17 protein-coding genes and 1 CRISPR repeat array (1 of these 18 only partly in view) are annotated in these 20,172 nt (G+C 49.5%); of the genes, 11 read left to right on the forward strand and 6 right to left on the reverse strand.

The window, feature by feature from the left end:
- Window positions 1–16: 16 nt before the first annotated feature.
- Window positions 17–1,828 carry an ABC transporter transmembrane domain-containing protein gene (locus tag BZJ18_RS00815; protein WP_077454955.1) on the forward strand — a complete coding sequence of 604 codons (1,812 nt, stop codon included), beginning with the start codon at window positions 17–19 and terminating at the stop codon, window positions 1,826–1,828.
- On the opposite strand, the gene BZJ18_RS17025 is transcribed toward BZJ18_RS00815, so the two are convergent.
- From BZJ18_RS17025 to BZJ18_RS00840, 6 genes are all read right to left on the reverse strand, one after another.
- A complete protein-coding gene (locus BZJ18_RS17025; RefSeq protein WP_108743092.1) occupies window positions 1,825–1,998 on the reverse strand; it encodes a DUF6435 family protein in 174 nt (57 codons plus the stop codon). The genes BZJ18_RS00815 and BZJ18_RS17025 overlap by 4 nt on opposite strands.
- Window positions 1,999–2,140: 142 nt before the next feature.
- On the reverse strand, window positions 2,141–2,548 hold the full coding sequence (locus tag BZJ18_RS00820; protein WP_077454956.1) for a hypothetical protein: 408 nt from the start codon (window positions 2,546–2,548) through the stop codon (window positions 2,141–2,143).
- A gap of 192 nt (window positions 2,549–2,740) precedes the next feature.
- Entirely contained in the window at window positions 2,741–5,605 is a 2,865-nt protein-coding gene (gene gcvP / locus BZJ18_RS00825; RefSeq protein WP_077454957.1) for an aminomethyl-transferring glycine dehydrogenase, read from the reverse strand.
- A gap of 15 nt (window positions 5,606–5,620) precedes the next feature.
- Window positions 5,621–5,998, reverse strand: a complete 378-nt coding sequence (gene gcvH, locus BZJ18_RS00830; protein ID WP_077454958.1) for a glycine cleavage system protein GcvH — start codon at window positions 5,996–5,998, stop codon at window positions 5,621–5,623.
- Window positions 5,999–6,095: 97 nt separating this feature from the next.
- Window positions 6,096–7,394: a serine hydroxymethyltransferase gene (locus BZJ18_RS00835; RefSeq protein WP_077454959.1), complete on the reverse strand. Its 1,299-nt coding sequence runs from the start codon at window positions 7,392–7,394 to the stop codon at window positions 6,096–6,098.
- A gap of 28 nt (window positions 7,395–7,422) precedes the next feature.
- Window positions 7,423–8,823: an L-serine ammonia-lyase gene (locus BZJ18_RS00840; RefSeq protein ID WP_077454960.1), complete on the reverse strand. Its 1,401-nt coding sequence runs from the start codon at window positions 8,821–8,823 to the stop codon at window positions 7,423–7,425.
- 653 nt (window positions 8,824–9,476) lie between these two features.
- Here BZJ18_RS00840 and BZJ18_RS00845 point away from each other — a divergent pair.
- The 10 genes from BZJ18_RS00845 (at window position 9,477) to cas2e (ending at window position 20,080) form a co-directional block, all read left to right on the forward strand.
- Window positions 9,477–10,079: a helix-turn-helix domain-containing protein gene (locus BZJ18_RS00845; protein ID WP_077454961.1), complete on the forward strand. Its 603-nt coding sequence runs from the start codon at window positions 9,477–9,479 to the stop codon at window positions 10,077–10,079.
- Window positions 10,080–10,161: 82 nt separating this feature from the next.
- A complete protein-coding gene (gcvT, locus tag BZJ18_RS00850) occupies window positions 10,162–11,277 on the forward strand; it encodes a glycine cleavage system aminomethyltransferase GcvT (protein ID WP_077454962.1) in 1,116 nt (371 codons plus the stop codon).
- A gap of 199 nt (window positions 11,278–11,476) precedes the next feature.
- Complete coding sequence (locus BZJ18_RS00855; protein WP_077454963.1) at window positions 11,477–14,206, forward strand: CRISPR-associated helicase/endonuclease Cas3; 2,730 nt, start codon at window positions 11,477–11,479, stop codon at window positions 14,204–14,206.
- Window positions 14,203–15,807, forward strand: a complete 1,605-nt coding sequence (gene casA / locus BZJ18_RS00860; protein WP_077454964.1) for a type I-E CRISPR-associated protein Cse1/CasA — start codon at window positions 14,203–14,205, stop codon at window positions 15,805–15,807. Before BZJ18_RS00855 ends, casA begins: the two co-directional genes overlap by 4 nt.
- Window positions 15,807–16,364 (forward strand): type I-E CRISPR-associated protein Cse2/CasB, encoded by a 558-nt coding sequence (casB, locus tag BZJ18_RS00865; RefSeq protein WP_077454965.1) that lies wholly within the window; start codon window positions 15,807–15,809, stop codon window positions 16,362–16,364. Before casA ends, casB begins: the two co-directional genes overlap by 1 nt.
- Window positions 16,365–16,380: 16 nt before the next feature.
- A complete protein-coding gene (gene cas7e, locus BZJ18_RS00870) occupies window positions 16,381–17,415 on the forward strand; it encodes a type I-E CRISPR-associated protein Cas7/Cse4/CasC (RefSeq protein WP_077454966.1) in 1,035 nt (344 codons plus the stop codon).
- Between the two features lie 12 nt (window positions 17,416–17,427).
- Window positions 17,428–18,177, forward strand: coding sequence for a type I-E CRISPR-associated protein Cas5/CasD (gene cas5e / locus BZJ18_RS00875; protein WP_077454967.1), 750 nt, complete (start codon window positions 17,428–17,430; stop codon window positions 18,175–18,177).
- Complete coding sequence (gene cas6e / locus BZJ18_RS00880) at window positions 18,161–18,832, forward strand: type I-E CRISPR-associated protein Cas6/Cse3/CasE (protein WP_241824891.1); 672 nt, start codon at window positions 18,161–18,163, stop codon at window positions 18,830–18,832. Before cas5e ends, cas6e begins: the two co-directional genes overlap by 17 nt.
- 27 nt (window positions 18,833–18,859) lie before the next feature.
- A complete protein-coding gene (gene cas1e / locus BZJ18_RS00885) occupies window positions 18,860–19,780 on the forward strand; it encodes a type I-E CRISPR-associated endonuclease Cas1e (RefSeq protein ID WP_069361018.1) in 921 nt (306 codons plus the stop codon).
- 3 nt (window positions 19,781–19,783) lie between these two features.
- Entirely contained in the window at window positions 19,784–20,080 is a 297-nt protein-coding gene (cas2e, locus tag BZJ18_RS00890) for a type I-E CRISPR-associated endoribonuclease Cas2e (protein WP_069589326.1), read from the forward strand.
- A gap of 78 nt (window positions 20,081–20,158) precedes the next feature.
- Window positions 20,159–20,172: direct repeats of the CRISPR family, unit length 29 nt; it runs 931 nt beyond the window's last position.

Consider the following 20,172-nt stretch of genomic DNA (forward strand, 5'->3'; position numbering starts at 1 on the left):
TAGCACGAGTGAAGTGATGGCAAATCAAACCGCAACGGATACCTCATCGAAACAATCTGCCGTGAATCGCAACAGTAAAAACCTGACTATATTGTGGGAGCTTATTGCGTTTATCCGCCCTTACCGTTGGCAAGTGAGCGCGGCATTGCTGGCTTTGATTTTTACCGCATCATTAACACTCTCCGTCGGACACGGCGTTCGACTTTTGATCGACCAAGGCTTTGCACAGCAATCATTGGTTGAGTTGGGCAATGCGGTACAGTTTATTTTGCTGATCACGGTATTAATCGCGATCGGCACCTTTTTCCGGTTCTATCTGGTGTCATCGGTGGGTGAACGGGTCAGTGCCGATATTCGCCAAGCGGTATTTGATCATGTGATTGGTCTGCATCCGAGTTATTTTGAAACCCACGGCAGCGGCGAAATTATGTCGCGGATCACCACAGATACCAGCTTACTGCAAAACATCATCGGCTCCTCTTTTTCCATGGCGATGCGCAGTGCGTTACTGTGTGTGGGCGCTATCATCATGCTGTTTGCCACCAATATTAAACTGACCTTAATTGTGCTGGCCTCCGTGCCTTTTATTTTGGTGCCAATACTTATCTATGGCCGTCGCGTGCGTGTGTTGTCGCGGCAAAGCCAAGATTCGATGGCGGATGTAGGCAGCTATGCCGGTGAAGCCATCACCAATATTAAAACCGTGCAAAGCTTCGCGGTAGAGGATCACGCCAAAGCTGCATTTGGGCAAGAAGTGGAGCGTGCCTATCTCATCGGACGCGAGCGCGTGAAACAAAGAGCCATTCTTATTTCCGGGGTGATCGTGATTGTGTTCAGCGCGATTACAGGGATGTTATGGGTCGGCGGTCGCGATGTGATTCAAGGCACCATGTCAGCAGGCGATTTGGGCGCCTTTGTATTTTTCGCCATCATGGTTGCCTCTTCCATGGCCACCTTGTCGGAAGTGATGGGGGAGTTGCAGCGCGCGGCAGGCGCAACAGAGCGCTTGGTGGAGCTTTTACACGTGCAAAGCCATATTCGTACTCCCGCTACCTCACCGATTGCCGATGCCCAATCACTGAGCAATGATATTCGCTTTGAAGCGGTGCACTTTCATTATCCTACGCGGCCCCATCAGCCGGCGATTGATACGCTGAACCTTGCTATTCAGCCTGGTGAAGTCGTGGCGTTAGTGGGCCCGTCGGGGGCGGGGAAAACCACCGTGTTTGAGCTATTGCAACGCTTCTACGATCCGCAATCAGGTGCGATTATGCTGGGCGGAAAAGATATCCGCAGCTTGTCCCCGCAAGCGTTGCGCCAACAAATGGCTCTGGTACCACAACAACCCGCCCTGTTTAGCGATGATGTGATAGGTAACATCCGCTACGGCAGGCCAGATGCCAGTGAGCAAGCGGTGAAAGAGGCGGCCATGCAAGCGCACGCCGATGCCTTTATTCAGCAATTACCCGATGGTTATCACAGCTTTCTAGGTGAGCGAGGCGTGCGGCTTTCGGGCGGCCAACGACAGCGAATTGCGATTGCCCGCGCGATTCTTAAAGACCCACGGATCTTATTGCTCGATGAAGCTACCAGTGCCCTTGATAGTGAAAGTGAGCATGCGGTGCAGCAAGGCTTGGCGGCTTTAATGCGGGACCGCACTACCCTGATTATCGCCCACCGCTTATCGACCATTCAGCACGCTGACCGCATTGTGGTGATGGATCAAGGTAAGCTGGTGGATGTAGGCAGCCATACCGACTTGCTGGCACGCTGCCCTCTGTATCAACGCTTGGTAAAACGGCAATTTAGCCAGTCATCACACCTTTAAGCGTTGTTTTCCAAGGCTTTAATTTGTTGGTCTATCTTTTCCGCTTCTTCGGTAAGCAGTGAATAGCCACGGATATCGCCGTTGCGCTGCGCCTGAAAGGCTTGCTGTTGCTTAGCGTCGTACTGCTTTTTAAGCTTTTTAACCGGATTCGGCTTTAAAAATGAAAGCATGTCGTGTCCTTTGTTGATAACTGACATGCTTCATTACGGTGAAAAGAGGGGCTGGATGATAGCGACTGCTGTTTAGTGGCTAAAAGTGGGTACCCGAGATAAACAGGTGCCCAATAAAACCTATGGGTAGAGCCTACACTAACTAGAATGAGTAGGTTACACCTAGTGCGCCACCAAGTTGCAACTCTGGGCCGCCGTGGAAGTTAAGCTCTGGATGGACCTGGCCGTAGGCAGTGATCTGCTTGTTGATTTCCCAATCTAATCCTATCGGTAAACGCACGCCATAGTCGTCGTCCCACTCGGCCCAGCCACCGGCGCCCACATACCAATCAACCGGGATATCGGGATTATCAAAAATGCCGTGTTGAAAAAGGTAATCAAATGCGGTGCCGCCATTGCCGAGGGTAAAACGGTATTGATCGTCGACTTCTAGGACTGCGCTCAGTTGTTGGTCGACGGCAAGACCCGCCGAGATATTGGTTTTTTCTTTCGCCACCGCTTGAGTAGTGAGACCCAGTGTGAGTAGGAGACCGAGAGCGATAGGTTTCATAGTGTGCCTTAAAACTGCTTGTTCAGATGGCACAGAATGTAGCGATGTCAGCAGAACAATCTGTCAAGCATATGTCAGCGACATTTAAAAGTTCATACGCTTATGTCAGCGTTTGCCCAGAGAAAGCCATTCATAAAAAAGGCGAACCGAGCGGCTCGCCTTTAACATCACTGTTTCCGTTAACGGAGTGGATTACTCATCCATATAACTTTCAATGCTAGGGCAAGAGCAAATCAGGTTGCGGTCACCGTAGACGTTATCGACACGGTTGACTGATGGCCAGTATTTGCTTGCCTTGTTATGGGCAGATGGGAAGCAAGCCAACTCACGGGAATAGGCGTGAGACCACTCGTCTGCCATTAGATCTGCTTGGGTGTGAGGCGCATTGACCAATGGGTTGTCTTCCAGCGTCCACTCACCGTCTTGCACCTTGGCAATTTCCTCGCGGATGGCAATCATGGCATCACAGAAGCGATCCAACTCTTCTTGGCTTTCACTTTCGGTCGGCTCAACCATCAGGGTGCCCGCGACCGGGAACGACATGGTCGGTGCGTGGAAGCCATAATCCATCAAGCGTTTGGCGATGTCTTCTTCGCTGATGCCGGATGCCTCTTTGAGCGGACGAATGTCGATAATACATTCGTGTGCAATGCGTCCGTTTTTGCCGCGATAAAGCACGGGGTAGTAGGGACGCAAACGCTCCATCACATAGTTGGCACCGAGAATCGCCAACTCGGTCGCGCGCGTCAGGCCTTGTTCACCCATCATGGCGATGTACGCCCATGAAATAGGAAGAATCGAGGCGCTACCCATAGGTGCAGCCGAGACGGCAAATTCGTCGCCTTGCTCGACATGGCCGGGAAGGAAAGGCGCAAGGTGCGATTTCACGCCAATCGGCCCCATGCCCGGGCCGCCGCCACCGTGGGGAATACAGAAGGTTTTGTGCAGGTTGAGGTGCGAGACGTCTGAGCCAATGTAGCCCGGTGTGGTCAGCCCCACTTGCGCATTCATGTTGGCGCCATCCAAGTAAACTTGGCCGCCTGCTTCGTGCACCAGCTCGCACACTTGTTGCACGGTTTCTTCATACACACCATGTGTCGATGGGTAGGTGATCATAATGCATGAGAGCGCATCGCGGTGTTTATCGATCTTGGCTTTCAGATCATCAATGTCGATGTTGCCGTCGTTATCACAGCCAACGACAACCACTTTCATTGAGACCATGGCCGCGGAGGCAGGATTGGTGCCGTGCGCGGAGCTTGGGATCAAGCACACGTTGCGGTGACTGTCGCCACGGCTTTCATGGTAGCGCTGAATCGCGATTAAGCCCGCATACTCCCCTTGCGCGCCTGAGTTCGGCTGCATGGAGATCTCGTCGTAGCCGGTGATTTCACACAGCATGTCACGCAGTGATTTGCCCAGTGTTTGATAGCCTTTGGCTTGCTCCAATGGCACAAACGGGTGCAGGGCGCCAAACTCTGGCCAAGTGACAGGGATCATCTCGGCCGCGGCGTTTAGCTTCATGGTACAGCTGCCCAGCGGGATCATGCCGTGGGTAAGGGAGAAGTCTTTGTTTTCCAACGCCTTCATATAGCGCATCAGCTTGGTTTCACTGTGATAGCGGTTAAAGACGGGGTGCGTCAGGTATTCACTGCTTCGGCGGCATGCGGCAGGGATCGCGGCAAATTCATCGGCTTCAATGTCGCTCGCCAAGGCTTCCGCATTGCCTTGACCGGTAAGCGCGGTAAGCAGTTGATTGACTTCTGCCAGCGTGCTCGCTTCATCAAAGCTCACGCCGAGCTGGCCATCCAATTTACGCAGATTAAAACCGGCATCTTGCGCTTGTTGGTACAAGGCATCGGTTTGCTCGCCTGTGTTGAGCGTGACGGTATCAAAGAAGCTGTCGTGAGTAAGGCTCAATCCCGCCGCTTGTACCGATTTGGCGAACAACGCGGTGAGATGATGCACACGGCGGGCAATTTTCTTTAAGCCTTCTGGACCGTGATATACCGCATAAAAAGCAGCCATGTTGGCGAGCAAGGCTTGGGCGGTACAAATATTGGAGGTCGCTTTTTCACGGCGAATATGTTGCTCGCGCGTTTGCATCGCCATGCGCAGGGCTTGGTTGCCTTTGCTATCGACCGATACGCCAATCACACGGCCTGGCATGGTGCGCTTGAGCTTGTCACGCGTGGCCATAAAGGCGGCGTGTGGGCCACCGTAACCCATAGGTACACCAAAGCGTTGTGCTGAGCCAATCACCACATCCGCGCCCATTTCACCCGGTGCTTTGAGCAAGGTGAGTGAAAGTAGATCGGTGGCGACTGCGACTAGCGTCTTCTTGCTTTGTGCGTCTGCAATAAGTGCGCTGAGATCGCGTACTTCACCGGTGGTGCCAGGATACTGGAGCAGGGCGCCAAATACGTCGTACTTATTCAGCGTGTCGGTGTCATCAACAATGATGTCATAGCCGAGGAAGTTGGCGCGCGTTTTAATCACATCCAAGGTTTGTGGGTGCACATCACTGGCAACGAAAAAGGCGTTGCCTTTGTGCTTGCCGCCGCGCTTACACAGGGTCATGGCTTCCGCGGCTGCGGTGGCTTCGTCGAGCAGCGATGCGTTGGCCAAATCCATCCCCGTTAAGTCCATCACCATTTGCTGGAAGTTCAGCAATGATTCTAATCGGCCTTGCGAGATCTCGGGCTGATAGGGGGTATAAGCCGTGTACCAGCCCGGGTTTTCCAACACATTGCGTAAAATAGGGGGGGGAGTATGCGTGTGGTAGTAGCCTTGGCCGATCAGGCTGCGCTTAATGGTGTTTTGCGCGGCAATGTTGCTAAGTTCGGCCAGCATCTGGGTTTCGCTTTTGGGCGCACTCAGGTTTAGCGGTTTTGGCAAGCGAATGTCAGCAGGGACAGTTTCTTCAATTAAGTGCTCAAGGCTGGTGGCATTAATCGCCGCCAGCATCGCATTTTGCTGATTGGTATCGGGACCATTGTGGCGCGCGATAAAATCCTTATCGGCCACTAGGCTATCGAGTAAACGCGTTTTAGTCATGATATTCGTCCTGAATTAGTCTTCAATCGTTGCCGCGTACGCGTCTGCATCCATCAAGTGATCCAAATTGGTATCGTCAGCCAGCTTAATTTTGGCAATCCAGCCACCTTCAAAGGGTGCTTCGTTGACCAGCTCTGGACTATCTTCCAAATCTTCATTGATAGCGACGACTTCACCATCCACGGGGGCATAGATGTCAGACGCGGCTTTCACTGATTCCACCAAAGAGAAGCTCTCACCTTGTTCAGTACTGTCGCCAACCTCGGGTAGATCGACAAACACGACATCACCAAGCAGTTCTTGGGCATGATCAGTGATCCCCATAGTGACAGTGCCATCGCCATTGTCTTTAACCCACTCATGGCTTTTCGAAAACTTCAGTGTCGCGTCCATTTGTTACTCTCCTGCTTTAAATACGAGCTGCTCAAACAATGAGCGATTTACAATGTAAAATGAGGTGGCGTTGGTGACGCCAGCTCTTAAATTCAATTTATTGGCGATACACGGGGAAACGTGCGCAAAGTTGTTGCACGTCTTTACGCACGCGCGCCTCGATGTCGGCGTTGCCTTCTGGCGATTCGACGAGGGCATCCAACACATCGCCTATCCATTCGCCGATTTGACGAAATTCATCGGTGCCGAAACCGCGGCTAGTGCCGGCTGGGGTGCCGAGGCGAATGCCGGAGGTGATCATGGGCTTTTCGGTATCAAAGGGGATGCCGTTTTTGTTACAGGTGATCCCAGCACGCTCAAGTGCTTGCTCAGTTTGATTGCCCTTTAAGCCTTTGGGGCGTAAATCAACCAGCATCAAGTGGGTATCGGTGCCGCCGGTAACAATGTCGCAGCCACGGGCTTGGAGCACTTCCGCGAGCGCTTTGGCGTTAGCAACCACTTGATCAATATACAGTTTAAACTCAGGCTCTAATGCCTCACCCAATGCCACCGCTTTGGCGGCAATCACGTGCATCAGCGGACCGCCTTGCAGACCGGGGAACACTGCTGAATTGATCTTTTTGTTGATATCTTCGTGATTGGTCAGGATCATGCCACCGCGCGGGCCACGCAGGGTTTTATGGGTAGTGGTAGTGACCACATGCGCATGCGGCAATGGCGAGGGATGGGCGCCAGTGGCAACCAAGCCGGCGATATGCGCCATATCAACCATCAGGTAGGCGCCCACTTCATCGGCAATCGCGCGGAAACGGGCAAAATCAATCTGACGTGGGATCGCACTGCCGCCGGCGATAATCATTTTGGGTTGATGCTCTCGAGCCAGCACCGCGACTTCATCGTAATCAATTTCTAGACTGTCTTTGCTCACGCCGTACTGCACAGCATTAAACCATTTACCCGATAGTGCAGGGCGCGCGCCATGAGTGAGGTGGCCGCCAGCATCGAGCGACATACCTAAAATGGTGTCACCGGGTTGCAGTAGCGCCAGCATTACCGCGCCGTTGGCTTGTGCGCCCGAATGCGGCTGCACATTGACATACTCGCAGTTAAACAGTTGTTTGGCACGGGCTTGAGCGATGGCTTCGACTTCGTCAACGTGCTCGCAGCCGCCATAATAGCGGCGGCCCGGATAACCTTCGGCGTATTTATTGGTTAAGCAGGTACCTTGCGCTTGCATCACGGCTTGCGAAACGATGTTTTCTGACGCAATCAATTCGATTTGTTGCTGCTGGCGTTTATGTTCCGCGTTAATCGCGGCCATCACGGCACCGTCTGATTCAGACAAGTTGGTTGAGAAGAATTGCTCAAGTTCCACGTTTGGGTAGCTGGGTTTCATTGCTTCATCCTTGTTGACTAGCCGTGGCTTAGCAGGCCACCACATTAATTGGGATCACATTGGTAGCAAGGCCGCCTTGCGAGGTTTCCTTGTACTTGCTCATCATGTCGAGCCCTGTTTCGTGCATGGTTTTTATCACGCTATCGAGTGACACATGGTGTTCACCATCACCGCCCAATGCGAGGCGGGTTGCGTTAATCGCCTTCACTGCACCCATAGTGTTGCGTTCGATGCAGGGCACCTGCACCAAGCCATTAATGGGATCGCAAGTGAGCCCTAGGTTGTGTTCCATGCCGATCTCTGCAGCGTTTTCAATCTGCGCATTGGTGCCTCCCATCGCTGCAGCGAGCCCCGCTGCTGCCATGGAACAGGCGACTCCGATTTCTCCTTGGCAACCCACTTCGGCCGCCGAGATCGACGCATTGGTTTTATACAAGGAACCAATCGCGGCAGAGGTCGCTAAAAAGGTACGAATACCTTCTGGATTGTTGGGCGAGACAAACTTGTCGTAATACGCCAACACCGCTGGGATCACACCTGCTGCGCCATTGGTCGGCGCGGTAACCACTCGGCCACCGGCGGCATTTTCTTCGTTGACTGCCATGGCAAACAGATTGACCCAATCATTGCTGTCTGTCGGTAATCCATGCGCTTGTTTGTCATGAATGGCGTCGTACATCCCTTTAGCGCGTCGCTTAATGTTTAAACCGCCGGGTAAGACGCCGCCTTGTTGAATACCGCGGTCGATGCACTCGCGCATCACTTGCCAAATATGATCGAGCCCTTGATTGACGGTATCCCGCGTCGCACTGGGGTCGATATACTGAGCTTGCGCAATTTCATTGGTAAACATCAACTCACTGATTGTCATGCCCGTTTTTTTGCATTGCTCAAGTAACTCTGCCGCACTTTTGAACGGATAGGGGGGCGTAAAGTCGGAGGCCAGCGCATCCGTTTCACCTTCTTCCACCACAAATCCACCGCCGACCGAAAAATAGGTTTTTCGTGCCAAGCATTTGTCTTTTTTGTCATAAACACTGACGGTCATGCCATTGGGATGGGCGGGTAACACCTGATCGTAGTGAAACACCAAATCCGCATCCCAACTAAACGGGACATAATGACTACCAGCAAAGGGCAGTTCGCCGCCGTTTTTAACCATTTTGGTCATGGTTTCTATGTCGTCTGATTCGATGGTGGCGGGCATTTCGCCCATTAGCCCCATCACACACGCGACGTCCGTGGCGTGGCCCTTTCCGGTTAACGCCAAGGAGCCGTATAAATCGACGCTCACGCGATGAATCGCATCGAGCGAGAGTGTTTGGATCGCGAATTGTGAAAAGCGTGCGCAGGCCAACATTGGCCCAACGGTGTGCGAGCTGGAGGGTCCGACACCGACTTTAAACAGGTCAAACATGCTGTGACTCATGGCATGTCTCCTACACAGGTAAGGTACGTATTGTTGTTGGTAGATGTCTTTGTAGACACCTTGCATTGCTCACTCATCAGCAGTGCTACCTACAGTTTATATCCTTGCCACAGAACGCTACCTGAAACAGGTCGCTGCAAGCGGCGAGAGTGATAACAACCGGCACGCGTTGGTGATGATTTAAACATTTTATTAACGTACCTAAGCCGTAACTTTTCCGCAAAATAAATTTCCAATAGGAAACCTATGTTGTGATCGCGATGACATAACGACCTCTGACCATACGATCAACTTCGCGACGCAAACGTTTGCCTTTTTATCCTAAGCTGAGGTAAATTGCAAACAGCGTCGGGTTTCTCATCATCGTTTTTTGCATCGCAACGCCCTGACTGCTTGTCATTTATGGACTTTTCCTTTTAAGCGTATTGGCGGCGATCCATTGATTCACGAATTTGAGGGGAACGAGGCGGTTGCACCTTGTCTAACAGGGCTATATTTCCAATAGGAAACTTTTTTGTTAAAAGTGTTAACTATGCCGATGCCGCTCGAAGGTGGGATATGTCAGAATGCCAAATTAGTAGAGTTAACCATGTTAGCGCGGAGGCCGAGCAACGGTGTCAACAGACCACTTAACACAGGATGTGTATCCCTCAATGCAGGTAGAAAAAGCACAAAGGGAGGATGAACCGCACGCCCCTATTGCGCCGTTGCGGTTGGGCCCACGATTAAAAGCGATTCGAGTTGGGTTAGGGCTGACGCTCGAAGAAGCAAGTCAACGCACGGGATTAGCGCGCTCGACCTTATCAAAGATAGAGAATGAGCAAATCTCCCCGACTTTCCAAGCGATGCAAAAACTCGCTCACGGCCTAGACATTGACGTGCCTCAGTTGTTTGCGCCACCCAAAAAACGGCAAGCAACAGGGCGCCGTGATATCACACGAGCCGGTCAGGGTAAGGCGCATCCAACCGGCACCTATGAACACGAGCTACTGGCAACGCAACTGAGCAACAAAAAGATGATGCCATTTAAGTCGCGTGTCCGTGCCCGCGCTTTTGAAGATTACAGTGACTGGATCCGTCACGATGGTGAAGAGTTCTTGCTGGTGTTGGAAGGCAGCATTCGTTTTTACTCTGAGTTTTATGAAGCGATCACCCTTAATGAAGGAGACAGTGTTTATTACGATGCCACGATGGGACATATGTTGGCATCGGTCAGCGAGGATGACGCACTCATCTTGTGGGTGACCGCATCCTAACGCAATGTCACGAAAACTGGCGACGCGCATCGTCGACTAGCATTACTTTTTATCGCCATTTAGGCAGAACATGGAGTGAACAATGGCAGAGTTACTAACGACCCCACTACACGCATTGCACATTGAGATGGGCGCAAAGATGGTCCCCTTTGCTGGCTATGATATGCCCGTCCAATATGCGCTCGGTGTTCGCAAAGAGCATCTCCATTGCCGCGAACACGCAGGTCTGTTTGATGTATCGCATATGGGGCAGGTTCGTCTCGACGGAAAGGATGCAGCCAACGCGCTAGAAGCCTTAGTGCCTGTTGATGTCATTGATTTACCGGTAGGCAAACAACGTTATGGCGTGTTTACCAATGCACAAGGCGGTATTTTGGATGACCTCATGATTGCCAACCTAGGCGATCATCTCTTTCTGGTCGTTAACGCCGCCTGCAAAGCTCAGGACATTCAGCATCTGCGCGACAACTTGAAAGGGGATGTGACCGTCGAGGTGCTTGATGATCGTGCGTTGTTGGCACTACAAGGCCCGAAGGCGGCGCAAGTGTTGGCGACATTCAACCCGAAGGTTAATGACATGGTGTTCATGGACATTCAACCTGTTGAGATTAATGGCATTCACTGCGTGGTGAGTCGTTCCGGTTACACCGGTGAAGATGGGTTTGAAATTTCTGTACCGTCTGAACATGCAGAATCGCTCGCCAAAGCGCTGCTTGCCAATGACGACGTGGAATGGATTGGCCTAGGTGCACGTGATTCACTGCGTTTGGAATGTGGTTTGTGCCTGTATGGTCATGATTTGGATACCACCACTACGCCGATCGAAGCGAGCCTTATTTGGGCAATCAGTAAAGTGCGTCGTGCGGAGGGTGAGCGCGCCGGAGGCTTCCCCGGTGAGGCGAAGATTCTCGAGCAGATTGCGACTAAAGCGGTCAGCCGTAAGCGAATTGGTCTCTTGGGCCAAAGCAAAGCGCCTGTGCGTGAAGGCAGCAAGTTGTTCGAGGCCAACGATAACGAAATTGGTATCGTGACCAGTGGTACCTTTGGTCCCACTAAAGGCATGCCGGTTGCGATGGCGTATGTGTCACCGGAATTTACCGCGGTGGGCACGGAGGTGTTTGCCGAAGTACGTGGTAAAAAGCTGCCCATGACCGTCGAGAAAATGCCCTTTGTACCGCAGCGTTATTATCGCGGCTAAATGATTGTTACTCATATAGATGGCACACATCACTTATTGATTATGGTGAATAGGGGTTCGATGTGCCATCTTCATTTTTAATGACATTATACCGCGACTGTTTCGATTCGTTTCTAACTCACATAACTCAAATGGCTAAATTGCTGGCTGAATATGCCTATGTTAGCGTCTATAAAAGCGTAGGACTTGGGTATGGGTTGTGGATAACGAAAAGCCTTATTTTTCCTATTGGGGAAAAGCCAGTGCTGATTTAGGAGGCGGAGATGCTTATCACCAGCTGGCCTATCACTGTTTGGACGTAGCGGCCGTTAGCTATCACCTCCTTCATAAAGAGCGGCCGCTCACGAAAGCCATTGCGGAATTTCTCGAACTCTCTCCGGAACAGCTACGAACCCTATGGTGTTTCATGATATCGCTTCATGACTTAGGCAAGTATGCGTCCGCATTTCAGGAACTGAACCTCAGTGTTTCCGCTGCCCTATTAAACCCTCGAAGTAAAAAAGAATATGACGGGCGAGAATACCGACATGACAGGCTAGGGTATTATTTCTGGCAGCAGCATGAGACTGAGATAGTTCAAGCTATTTGTGGTCAATCGTTCGGTTCAATGGATGATGAAACAGCTGTCTATGAAACAGTTGACGTGCTGGCGCAATGTGTATTAGGACATCATGGCCAGCCAGTCAATCGGCAAATGCCGCCGTGGATTAAGTCTTTTACGGAAGAGCGTAACCATGATGCGGTGACAGCATTCATTGCCGATATTAGTGAGTTGTTTCAGCCAAAAATTAACATAGAGACATTATCGTCTGATAATTGGCGAGCGAAACTTGAACAAGTGAGCTGGCAACTCGCAGGGCTGGCCGTACTTGCGGATTGGATGGGTTCAGATACTCACTTTTTTCCCTACGTCTCTCAGCCTCAACCGCTTGAACAGTATTGGCTTCACGCGCTGGTATGTGCCGAACAAGCGCTGGACCATACCGACTTATCTCGCACACTGACAGTGACACCTTTTAGTGCCTTTTCCGATATCTTCCCTTTTTCTCCAACACCTTTGCAGGCTTGGGCAGCGTCGGTAGAAATTAACGACCAACCTCAGCTTTTTATTTTGGAGGATATGACAGGGGCAGGGAAGACTGAAGCCGCGCTCACACTCACACATCGATTAATGGCTGCTGGTGCCGCCGATGGTTTTTATTTTGGCTTGCCGACCATGGCGACATCCAATGCCATGTTTGATCGAGTCGCCGATCACTATACGCAAATGGTGAAACTTGGTGAGGGAGAACAAGCCAGTATTACGCTGGCACACGGTGCCCGTGATATGAATGACCGATTTCGAGAAATGGTGCACACCTCAGGTACGGTAGATAGCAACTATCACCAGCGTGATGCAACCGTGACGGCACAATGTAATGCTTGGCTTGCGGATTCACGCAAAAAAGCGTTGTTGGCACCTGTTGGCGTGGGCACCATTGATCAAGCGTTGCTCGCTGTTCTGCCTCGTCGGCACCAATCTTTGCGCTTGCTGGGGTTGAACCGAAAGATCCTGATTTTTGATGAAATCCACGCAGCGGATGAATATATGCTCGCCTTGTTGGAAAGCTTATTATCATTGCATCTGCATCAGGGCGGCTCGGTTATATTGTTAACGGCTACCTTATCTCAGCAACAACGGCAACGCTTATGCCAAGTTTGGCAGCAAGCCGCCGGTTTAGCCCCTGTGATGCCGAGTCAGGATCACTTCCCTTTAGCTACCCAAGTGGCGATTGATAAAGCCCCAGCGCTGAAAGAAACCGCTATTGCTCGGCAAGCTAAACAAAAACGTGCGGTTGCAGTAGATATGCTCACTCAGTTTGATGACTGTTTAGCAACTGTGTTGACGGCGGTTGCTAAAGGGCAATGCGTGGTTTGGATAAGAAATACCGTGGATGATGCACGTGAAGCGTATGAAACGTTACTGAGTCGGCTTGATCATCCCGAACGGTGCCATTTATTTCATAGCCGATTTATCTTAGCCGATCGAAAAAATATTGAGAAAACCGTTCTCGACAATTTTGGTAAAAGCAGTTCGCAATCAGAGCGTCAAGGTCGTGTATTAGTTGCGACTCAAGTTTTTCAAGAGAGCTTAGATGCTGACGCTGATGTAATGATATCCGATATTTGTCCGATTGATGACTTGATCCAACGCGCGGGACGTTTGCACCGTCATAAAAGAAACAAACAAGGTGCCTATATTGCGCAAGGTGACGACGAACGCGACCCTCCCGTTCTCTATATTCATGCCCCCTCTTGGGAAGATAAGCCGAAAGCCGACTGGCTAAGTCGTCACTTTCAACCCACGCAATTTGTTTATCGCTCACCTGGACGACTTTGGTTGGGGCTTAGAAAACTACGCCAATTAGGTGAAATCTGTATGCCAATGCATGCACGCGAGTTGGTTGAAGCCGTTTACAGTGATGAAGCACTAGCACAAATTCCAACCGCGCTCCAACCTATGGAAGAAGAGTATTTGGGGAAAACATACAGTATTGGCGCGAGAGCACAGTCGCAATGTATTGATTGGCAATATGGTTATTGTGATCGCAGTGCAGACTATTGGTTTGATGATGAAACAGATATTAGTACCCGCTATAACGACATAGAAACCGTGGACGTTTTGCTGGTTAACGAACAAGCAGGTGAACTAGTGCCAATAGCAAAAGACAATCGATTTGCAGTGGCGCTGAGTACGGTCAAGCTGTCAAAAAGAAAGTACGCCGAACAACTTGCGCCTTTGCCCGAGCGGCTTGAGCCTGCATTGACAAAGTTGATCGAGCAACACCCTCATGTGAAATATATGAAAATTTGGTTGCCCGAAAACGATTCTCGCTTTGCTTATAGCGAGGAAAAAGGATTTTACGAGCGGCCACAGGAGGCGACATGAATTTAATTCAAGACCCATGGTTGGATTATATCCATCGTAATGGCGACATTAAGAAACGGCCGATCACTGCGATATGTGATCCCGACGTCGTAGATTTTTCACTACCAAGGGCCGATTTTTATGGCGCAGCGTATCAGTTTGCTATTGGCTTATTACAAACTGCGTTTGCGCCAAAAGATTTGTCACAATGGCACCATTACTTTAAAACGCCACCGGCCGATGTTGTTTTGGAAGAAGCTTTTAATCAGGTCAGTCACGCCTTTAATGTGGTTGGAGAAGGTCCCTTATTTATGCAGGATTTTGACTCCCTCGAGGATGCGCCATCGACCACGGTCTCAGGGCTATTGATAGAAGCGCCTGGCGCAAACGGCATAAAGAACAATACCGATTATTTTATCAAGCGGGGTATTGGCCAAGTGTTGTCTCTCGAAATGGCAGCGTTGGCTTTGTTTACTTTTCAAATTAATACCGTTCCAAATCGTGGGTGTAAAAATGGGCGTGCCGGATTAAGGGGAGTTGGTCCTCTAACAACCTTGATTATGCCTACTAATACCAAGTCTACTCTTTGGCATAAGCTCTGGCTTAATATTATTAATCGGAAAGACTTTAAATATAATGAACCATGTTTTAGCGATGCTTCTGTTTTTCCTTGGTTAGGAAAAACGAAAGTAAGTGATAAGCCAGGTTCTGAAATATACCCATCCAACCTTCACCCCTTACACATGTATTGGGCAATGCCATATCGAATAAGACTATCTTGTGAAAATAGAGTTGCATGCTGTGATATCTCGGGAGAAAAATCATACTCAGTATCATCGTGTAAATTTAAAGGGTATGGGAATAGTTATAAGGGAAATTGGATTCATCCTCTAACGCCTTATCGAGTTAAGAAGGAAAGTGGTGAGAATAAATATTTACCATTTGGCGGGCATTGCAACGAATTTTACCATAAAAACTGGACGTCATTATTTCTTAATCACGATTCTTATGGTCTGAAGTGCGCACAAGTAGTTGATAGGTTCTACTCATTACGTTTAAATAGTCAAGATGGTGTTGATCCACATATCCCAAGATTATGGATGTTTGGCTATGATATAAATAATAGTGCTCGTGTCGACGGCTGGTACTCTTCCACTTTTCCCATTTTTTATTTGGATTTAAATAAGAAAAATGAAATAGTACTAGAAGTTAACACACTACAAGATTTATCGGTAAAAAGTCTTAAGCAGCTACGCGACCAAATTAAAAATGCGTGGTTTGATCGTCCAAAGGATGCGAAAGGCGATACATCTTTTATCGATCTCGCGTTCTGGCAGAAGACGGAGTCTGGTTTTTTTACTGCCGTGTCGCAGTTGATTGAAAATATAGAGCAAGAAGACGAGAGCTTAACCCCGGAACAAGCAAAAAAATGGCTCAACATATTACGCGCTGTATGTTTCGACTTATTTGATGGTTATGCCATGACTGAGCTGGGTAATGCGAGGAATATGGCGAGACGGATTAAAGCGAGACAGACTCTGAGCTGGTGGCTATTTAACAGTAAAGATATAAAAGCATTTATTCGTGAACACGATATTGCGATTGATAAGGAGATCGCCTAATGGATAGTACACTACAACATAGTGTTTTACGCTGGTGGCAAAGTATGTACTTATCACCGAATGAATTATACAAAAAAGGTATCACGCCAGCCCCAAACGCACAAAAAGCACAGCTAAAACGTTGTCGAGATCTTGACGCCGTTATGCTGACGCCAGGGTTTCGTGCCTTATGGCAAAGCTTGCCTGCGCCTATAACGGAGCATGCCACATCAAATGACATGGAATGCTGGGCAGCTATTGCTGGTGCGCTAGTACATGTGAAGCATGATAGCGCACACAATCTGGCGACGGCGGCGGGGAGCAAAGCACAGAGTGATAAATCGAGAGTGAGTGAGCTGCGCTTTGCACAACTGCAAGATACCAAGACACCGGATGAATTTCTGCGCCGTTTAAGAAGGATCCTGCATCAGCTTGATCACAGTGTTTTGGTTTCATCTTTGGCGAAAGATATCTATCAATGGTTTGGGGAACACAGCCAATTTTATCCTCGCCAAGCAGATAAACGCATCACTGTCCAATGGGCAATGGACTATTACCGCGCAGCGGGAACTAAATAGAAAAAAGGAAAAGAGAATGAGCCAATTTATTCAACTACACCTACTGACTTCGTATGCGCCTTCTAATCTGAACCGTGACGATTTAGGTCGGCCCAAAACCGCAAAAATGGGCGGATTTGAGCGCTTGCGTGTGAGCTCGCAAAGTTTAAAACGTCATTGGCGGACATCAGAAGTCTTTGAAACGGCGTTGGCAGGTAAAATTGGGATTCGGACCAAACGTTTCGGCCGACAGTTATACAGTGAGCTTATCGAACAAGGTGTGACCGAAAAATCCGCCAAAGTATGGGCGGCAGAGATAGCAGGGGTTTTTGGTCAAATCAAAAAAGATCAACTAGATATCGAGCAACTTGTTCATATTAGCCCAGAAGAGCAAGATGCAGCACGCTCTTTGATCGCGATATTGGCAGAGGAAAATCGTGCGCCAAAAAAAGAAGAACTGGACTTATTAAAGGCAGATCATGCAGCAGCCGACATCGCCTTATTTGGCCGTATGCTAGCCTCTTCGCCATCGTTTAATGTGGAGGCCGCCTGCCAAGTTGCGCATGCATTGAGTGTTCATAGCGTGGTTGTGGAAGATGATTATTTTACCGCTGTGGATGATTTGAACAACAAAGAGGAAGATGCGGGCTCTGCTCACCTTGGTGAAGCGGGTTTTGCGGCCGCTTTATTCTATTCCTATATCTGCATCAACAAAACGCAGTTGATTGACAACTTACAGGGCGATGAGGCACTTGCTGATAGCGCGATCAAAGCCCTGACGGAAGCGGCGGTGAAAGTGGCGCCTTCAGGTAAACAAAATAGCTTTGCTTCACGTGCTTACGCGAGTTTTGTTTTAGCCGAGAAAGGCGAACACCAACCAAGACAATTGTCGGTAGCGTTTCTTAAACCTGTAAACGATCCCGATCAAGGTCAGGCGGCCGTAGCGGCGCTCAACGATCAAGTACAAAAATTCGATCAAGTATATGGTGAGTGTGCAGATAGCCGCTATGCATTAAATGTATTTGAGGGTACCGGCTCTTTTGATGAATTACTCAAATTCGTCACAGAATAAGTGGGAGGCAAGATGCGAGATTATCTTGTTTTTCGATTGTACGGGCCGCTAGCCAGTTGGGGTGAGCCAGCCGTCGGTGGCGACAGACCCACCAGCGCTTATCCGTCGAGATCAGCAGTACTTGGATTACTTGGAGCGGCACTTGGCATCAAACGGGATGATAAGGTACAGCTTTCAAGTCTGCAACAAAGTGTATGTATCGGCATCAAACAGTGTGTACCGGGTTCGCTTTTGCGTGACTACCATACCGCGCAGGTGCCGAGTCACGATAAAAAGCGCATACATCGCACGCGCCAAAGTGAATTAAAAACGGGAAAGAAACTACAAACTGTGCTCTCAAAACGTGATTATCGTTGTGACGGTTTGTGGGTCGTTGCAGTGTGGCTCGCGCCCTCGGCTACGATGTCATTAAACGAGTTTAAAAAGGCGTTATTAAAGCCTGTGTATCCCCTTTCTTTGGGGAGAAAAGCATGTCCACCGGCCTTACCACTACAACCTACCTTAGTGGCCAATGCTGATTTAAAGTCAGCATTAGATATGGAGTTTCCAGCGATAACAGCATCGAATAAAAGCGATGCACTCTGGTTGGGGGCGACACCTTATGTGACTTACTTTTGGGAAGGCGATGTGGGAGAAATCAATGATGAGCGTGTATTAACCACCCACCCTTGGGATGACCCTATCAATCGCAGTCGTTGGCAATTTAAACAACGCGTTATGCATCAATTGACGGTAGAGGAGGCCAATGATGTATCTGTCTAAAGTCCGGCTACTGTCATCCGCACAAGCAGTTAAACTTATCTCAAAATTTGGCCGCAATGGTGCATACAGTGCTCACCAAATCATTTGGCAACTCTTTCGTCATGCGAGTGAGCGACCGTTTATATATCGAGAGGAGCAAGAACAAACCACGGGACGGCCTCTGTTTTATGTGCTTTCTACTATTCCACCACAAGATGAAACCGGTGTGTTCGACCTCCAAGTCAAGCCATTTTCGCCCCAGTTATACAATGGCCAGAGACTTCATTTTCAGCTAAGGGTTAACCCGACGATTTGTGTGACAGATGCAAAAGGAAAGCGACAGCGGCACGATGTCCTTATGCATGCGAAAAAGCAGGTGGGGGAAGTGAGCGCTATCGCATTGCAGGAAACTATGGATAAGGCCGCGCAACAATGGCTTTGTGATGAAAATCGATTGTCGCAGTGGGGTGTTACATTCGATAACGTACCAACGATTGAGGGATATACCCAACATCAAAGTCGGAAAAAGAATGGCGCGCATGTGCAGTTTTCGAGTGTGGATGCTCGCGGTACTTTAACGCTCCAAGACAGCGAACGCTTTTTGGAACAATACGCAAAAGGTTTTGGGCGCGCCAAAGCTATGGGTTGTGGGTTAATGCTGATTCGGCCTGCGTAGATATCGGCCAATAAATATGGAGGAACCATGGGGTTCATTCCGTTAAAACCTATCCCGATAAAAGACAGGCGTTCGATGGTTTTTGTCGGGATGGGGCGCATTGATGTGCGTGATGGTGCCTTTGTTGTGATTGATGAGGTGAATGGTGAACGAATGCATATCCCAGTGGGCTCAGTGGTATGCATTATGTTGGAGCCGGGTACGCGCATCAGTCATGCTGCGGTTAAACTCGCGGCAACAACGGGTACATTATTGATTTGGGTCGGTGAAGCAGGAGTGAGACTGTATTCTGTGGGGCAACCTGGCGGTGCGCGGTCTGATCGTCTTTTATACCAAGCGCAGCTTGCGCTTGACCCTGATTTACGTCTAAAAGTCGTGCGTAAAATGTTTGAGCGACGATTTGGTGAGCCGGCGCCTCAAAGACGTAGTGTTGAACAATTACGTGGTATTGAAGGGGCTCGAGTACGCAACAGCTACAAAATATTGGCCAAGCAATACGGCGTTGAATGGCATGGCCGCAACTATGATCCAAATGACTGGGATAAAGGCGATGTGACCAATCAATGTATTAGTGCGGCGACCAGTTGCCTTTATGGCGTGACTGAAGCGGCTATTTTAGCAGCTGGTTACGCGCCGGCGATTGGATTTATCCACTCGGGTAAACCACTTTCGTTCGTTTATGATATTGCAGACATTGTTAAATTTGACACGGTCGTACCACTCGCCTTCAAAGTTGCCGCTTCTTCACCCGCGGCACCTGACAGACAAGTACGCCTTGCTTGTCGTGAACTCTTTAGAACCAGCAAGTTATTGAAAAATATTATTCCGATGATCGAAGAGGTATTAGCGGCAGGTGATATTACACCGCCTGAACCGCCTCATGACGCCCAACCACCAGCTATACCTGAGCCAAAATCAATCGGTGATAGCGGACATAGGAGCGGCTAGATAATGAGTATGCTTGTTGTCGTCACCGAAGCCGTACCGCCAAGGTTACGTGGCAGACTTGCTGTCTGGCTGCTCGAAGTTCGCGCTGGTGTTTATGTGGGCGATGTAACACGTCGCGTGCGGGAAATGATTTGGGAGCAGATAACTGAACTCGCTGATGTAGGCAACGTGGTGATGTGTTGGGCGGTGAATAATGAATCAGGTTTTGACTTTCAAACTTATGGTGAGAATCGCCGAGAGCCTGTCGATTTGGATGGTTTAAGGTTGGTGGTATTCAAGCCGAGTGATGAGGATAAATAAGCCCAGTTTGCTCTTTAAAAAGTTGGTAGAAAAATGCAGGTCGATTTTTGTTATATAAAACAGTAATATCCGTTTAGAGTGTTCCCCGTGCC

Source organism: Salinivibrio sp. IB872 (assembly GCF_001995345.1).
Classification (GTDB): domain Bacteria; phylum Pseudomonadota; class Gammaproteobacteria; order Enterobacterales; family Vibrionaceae; genus Salinivibrio; species Salinivibrio proteolyticus.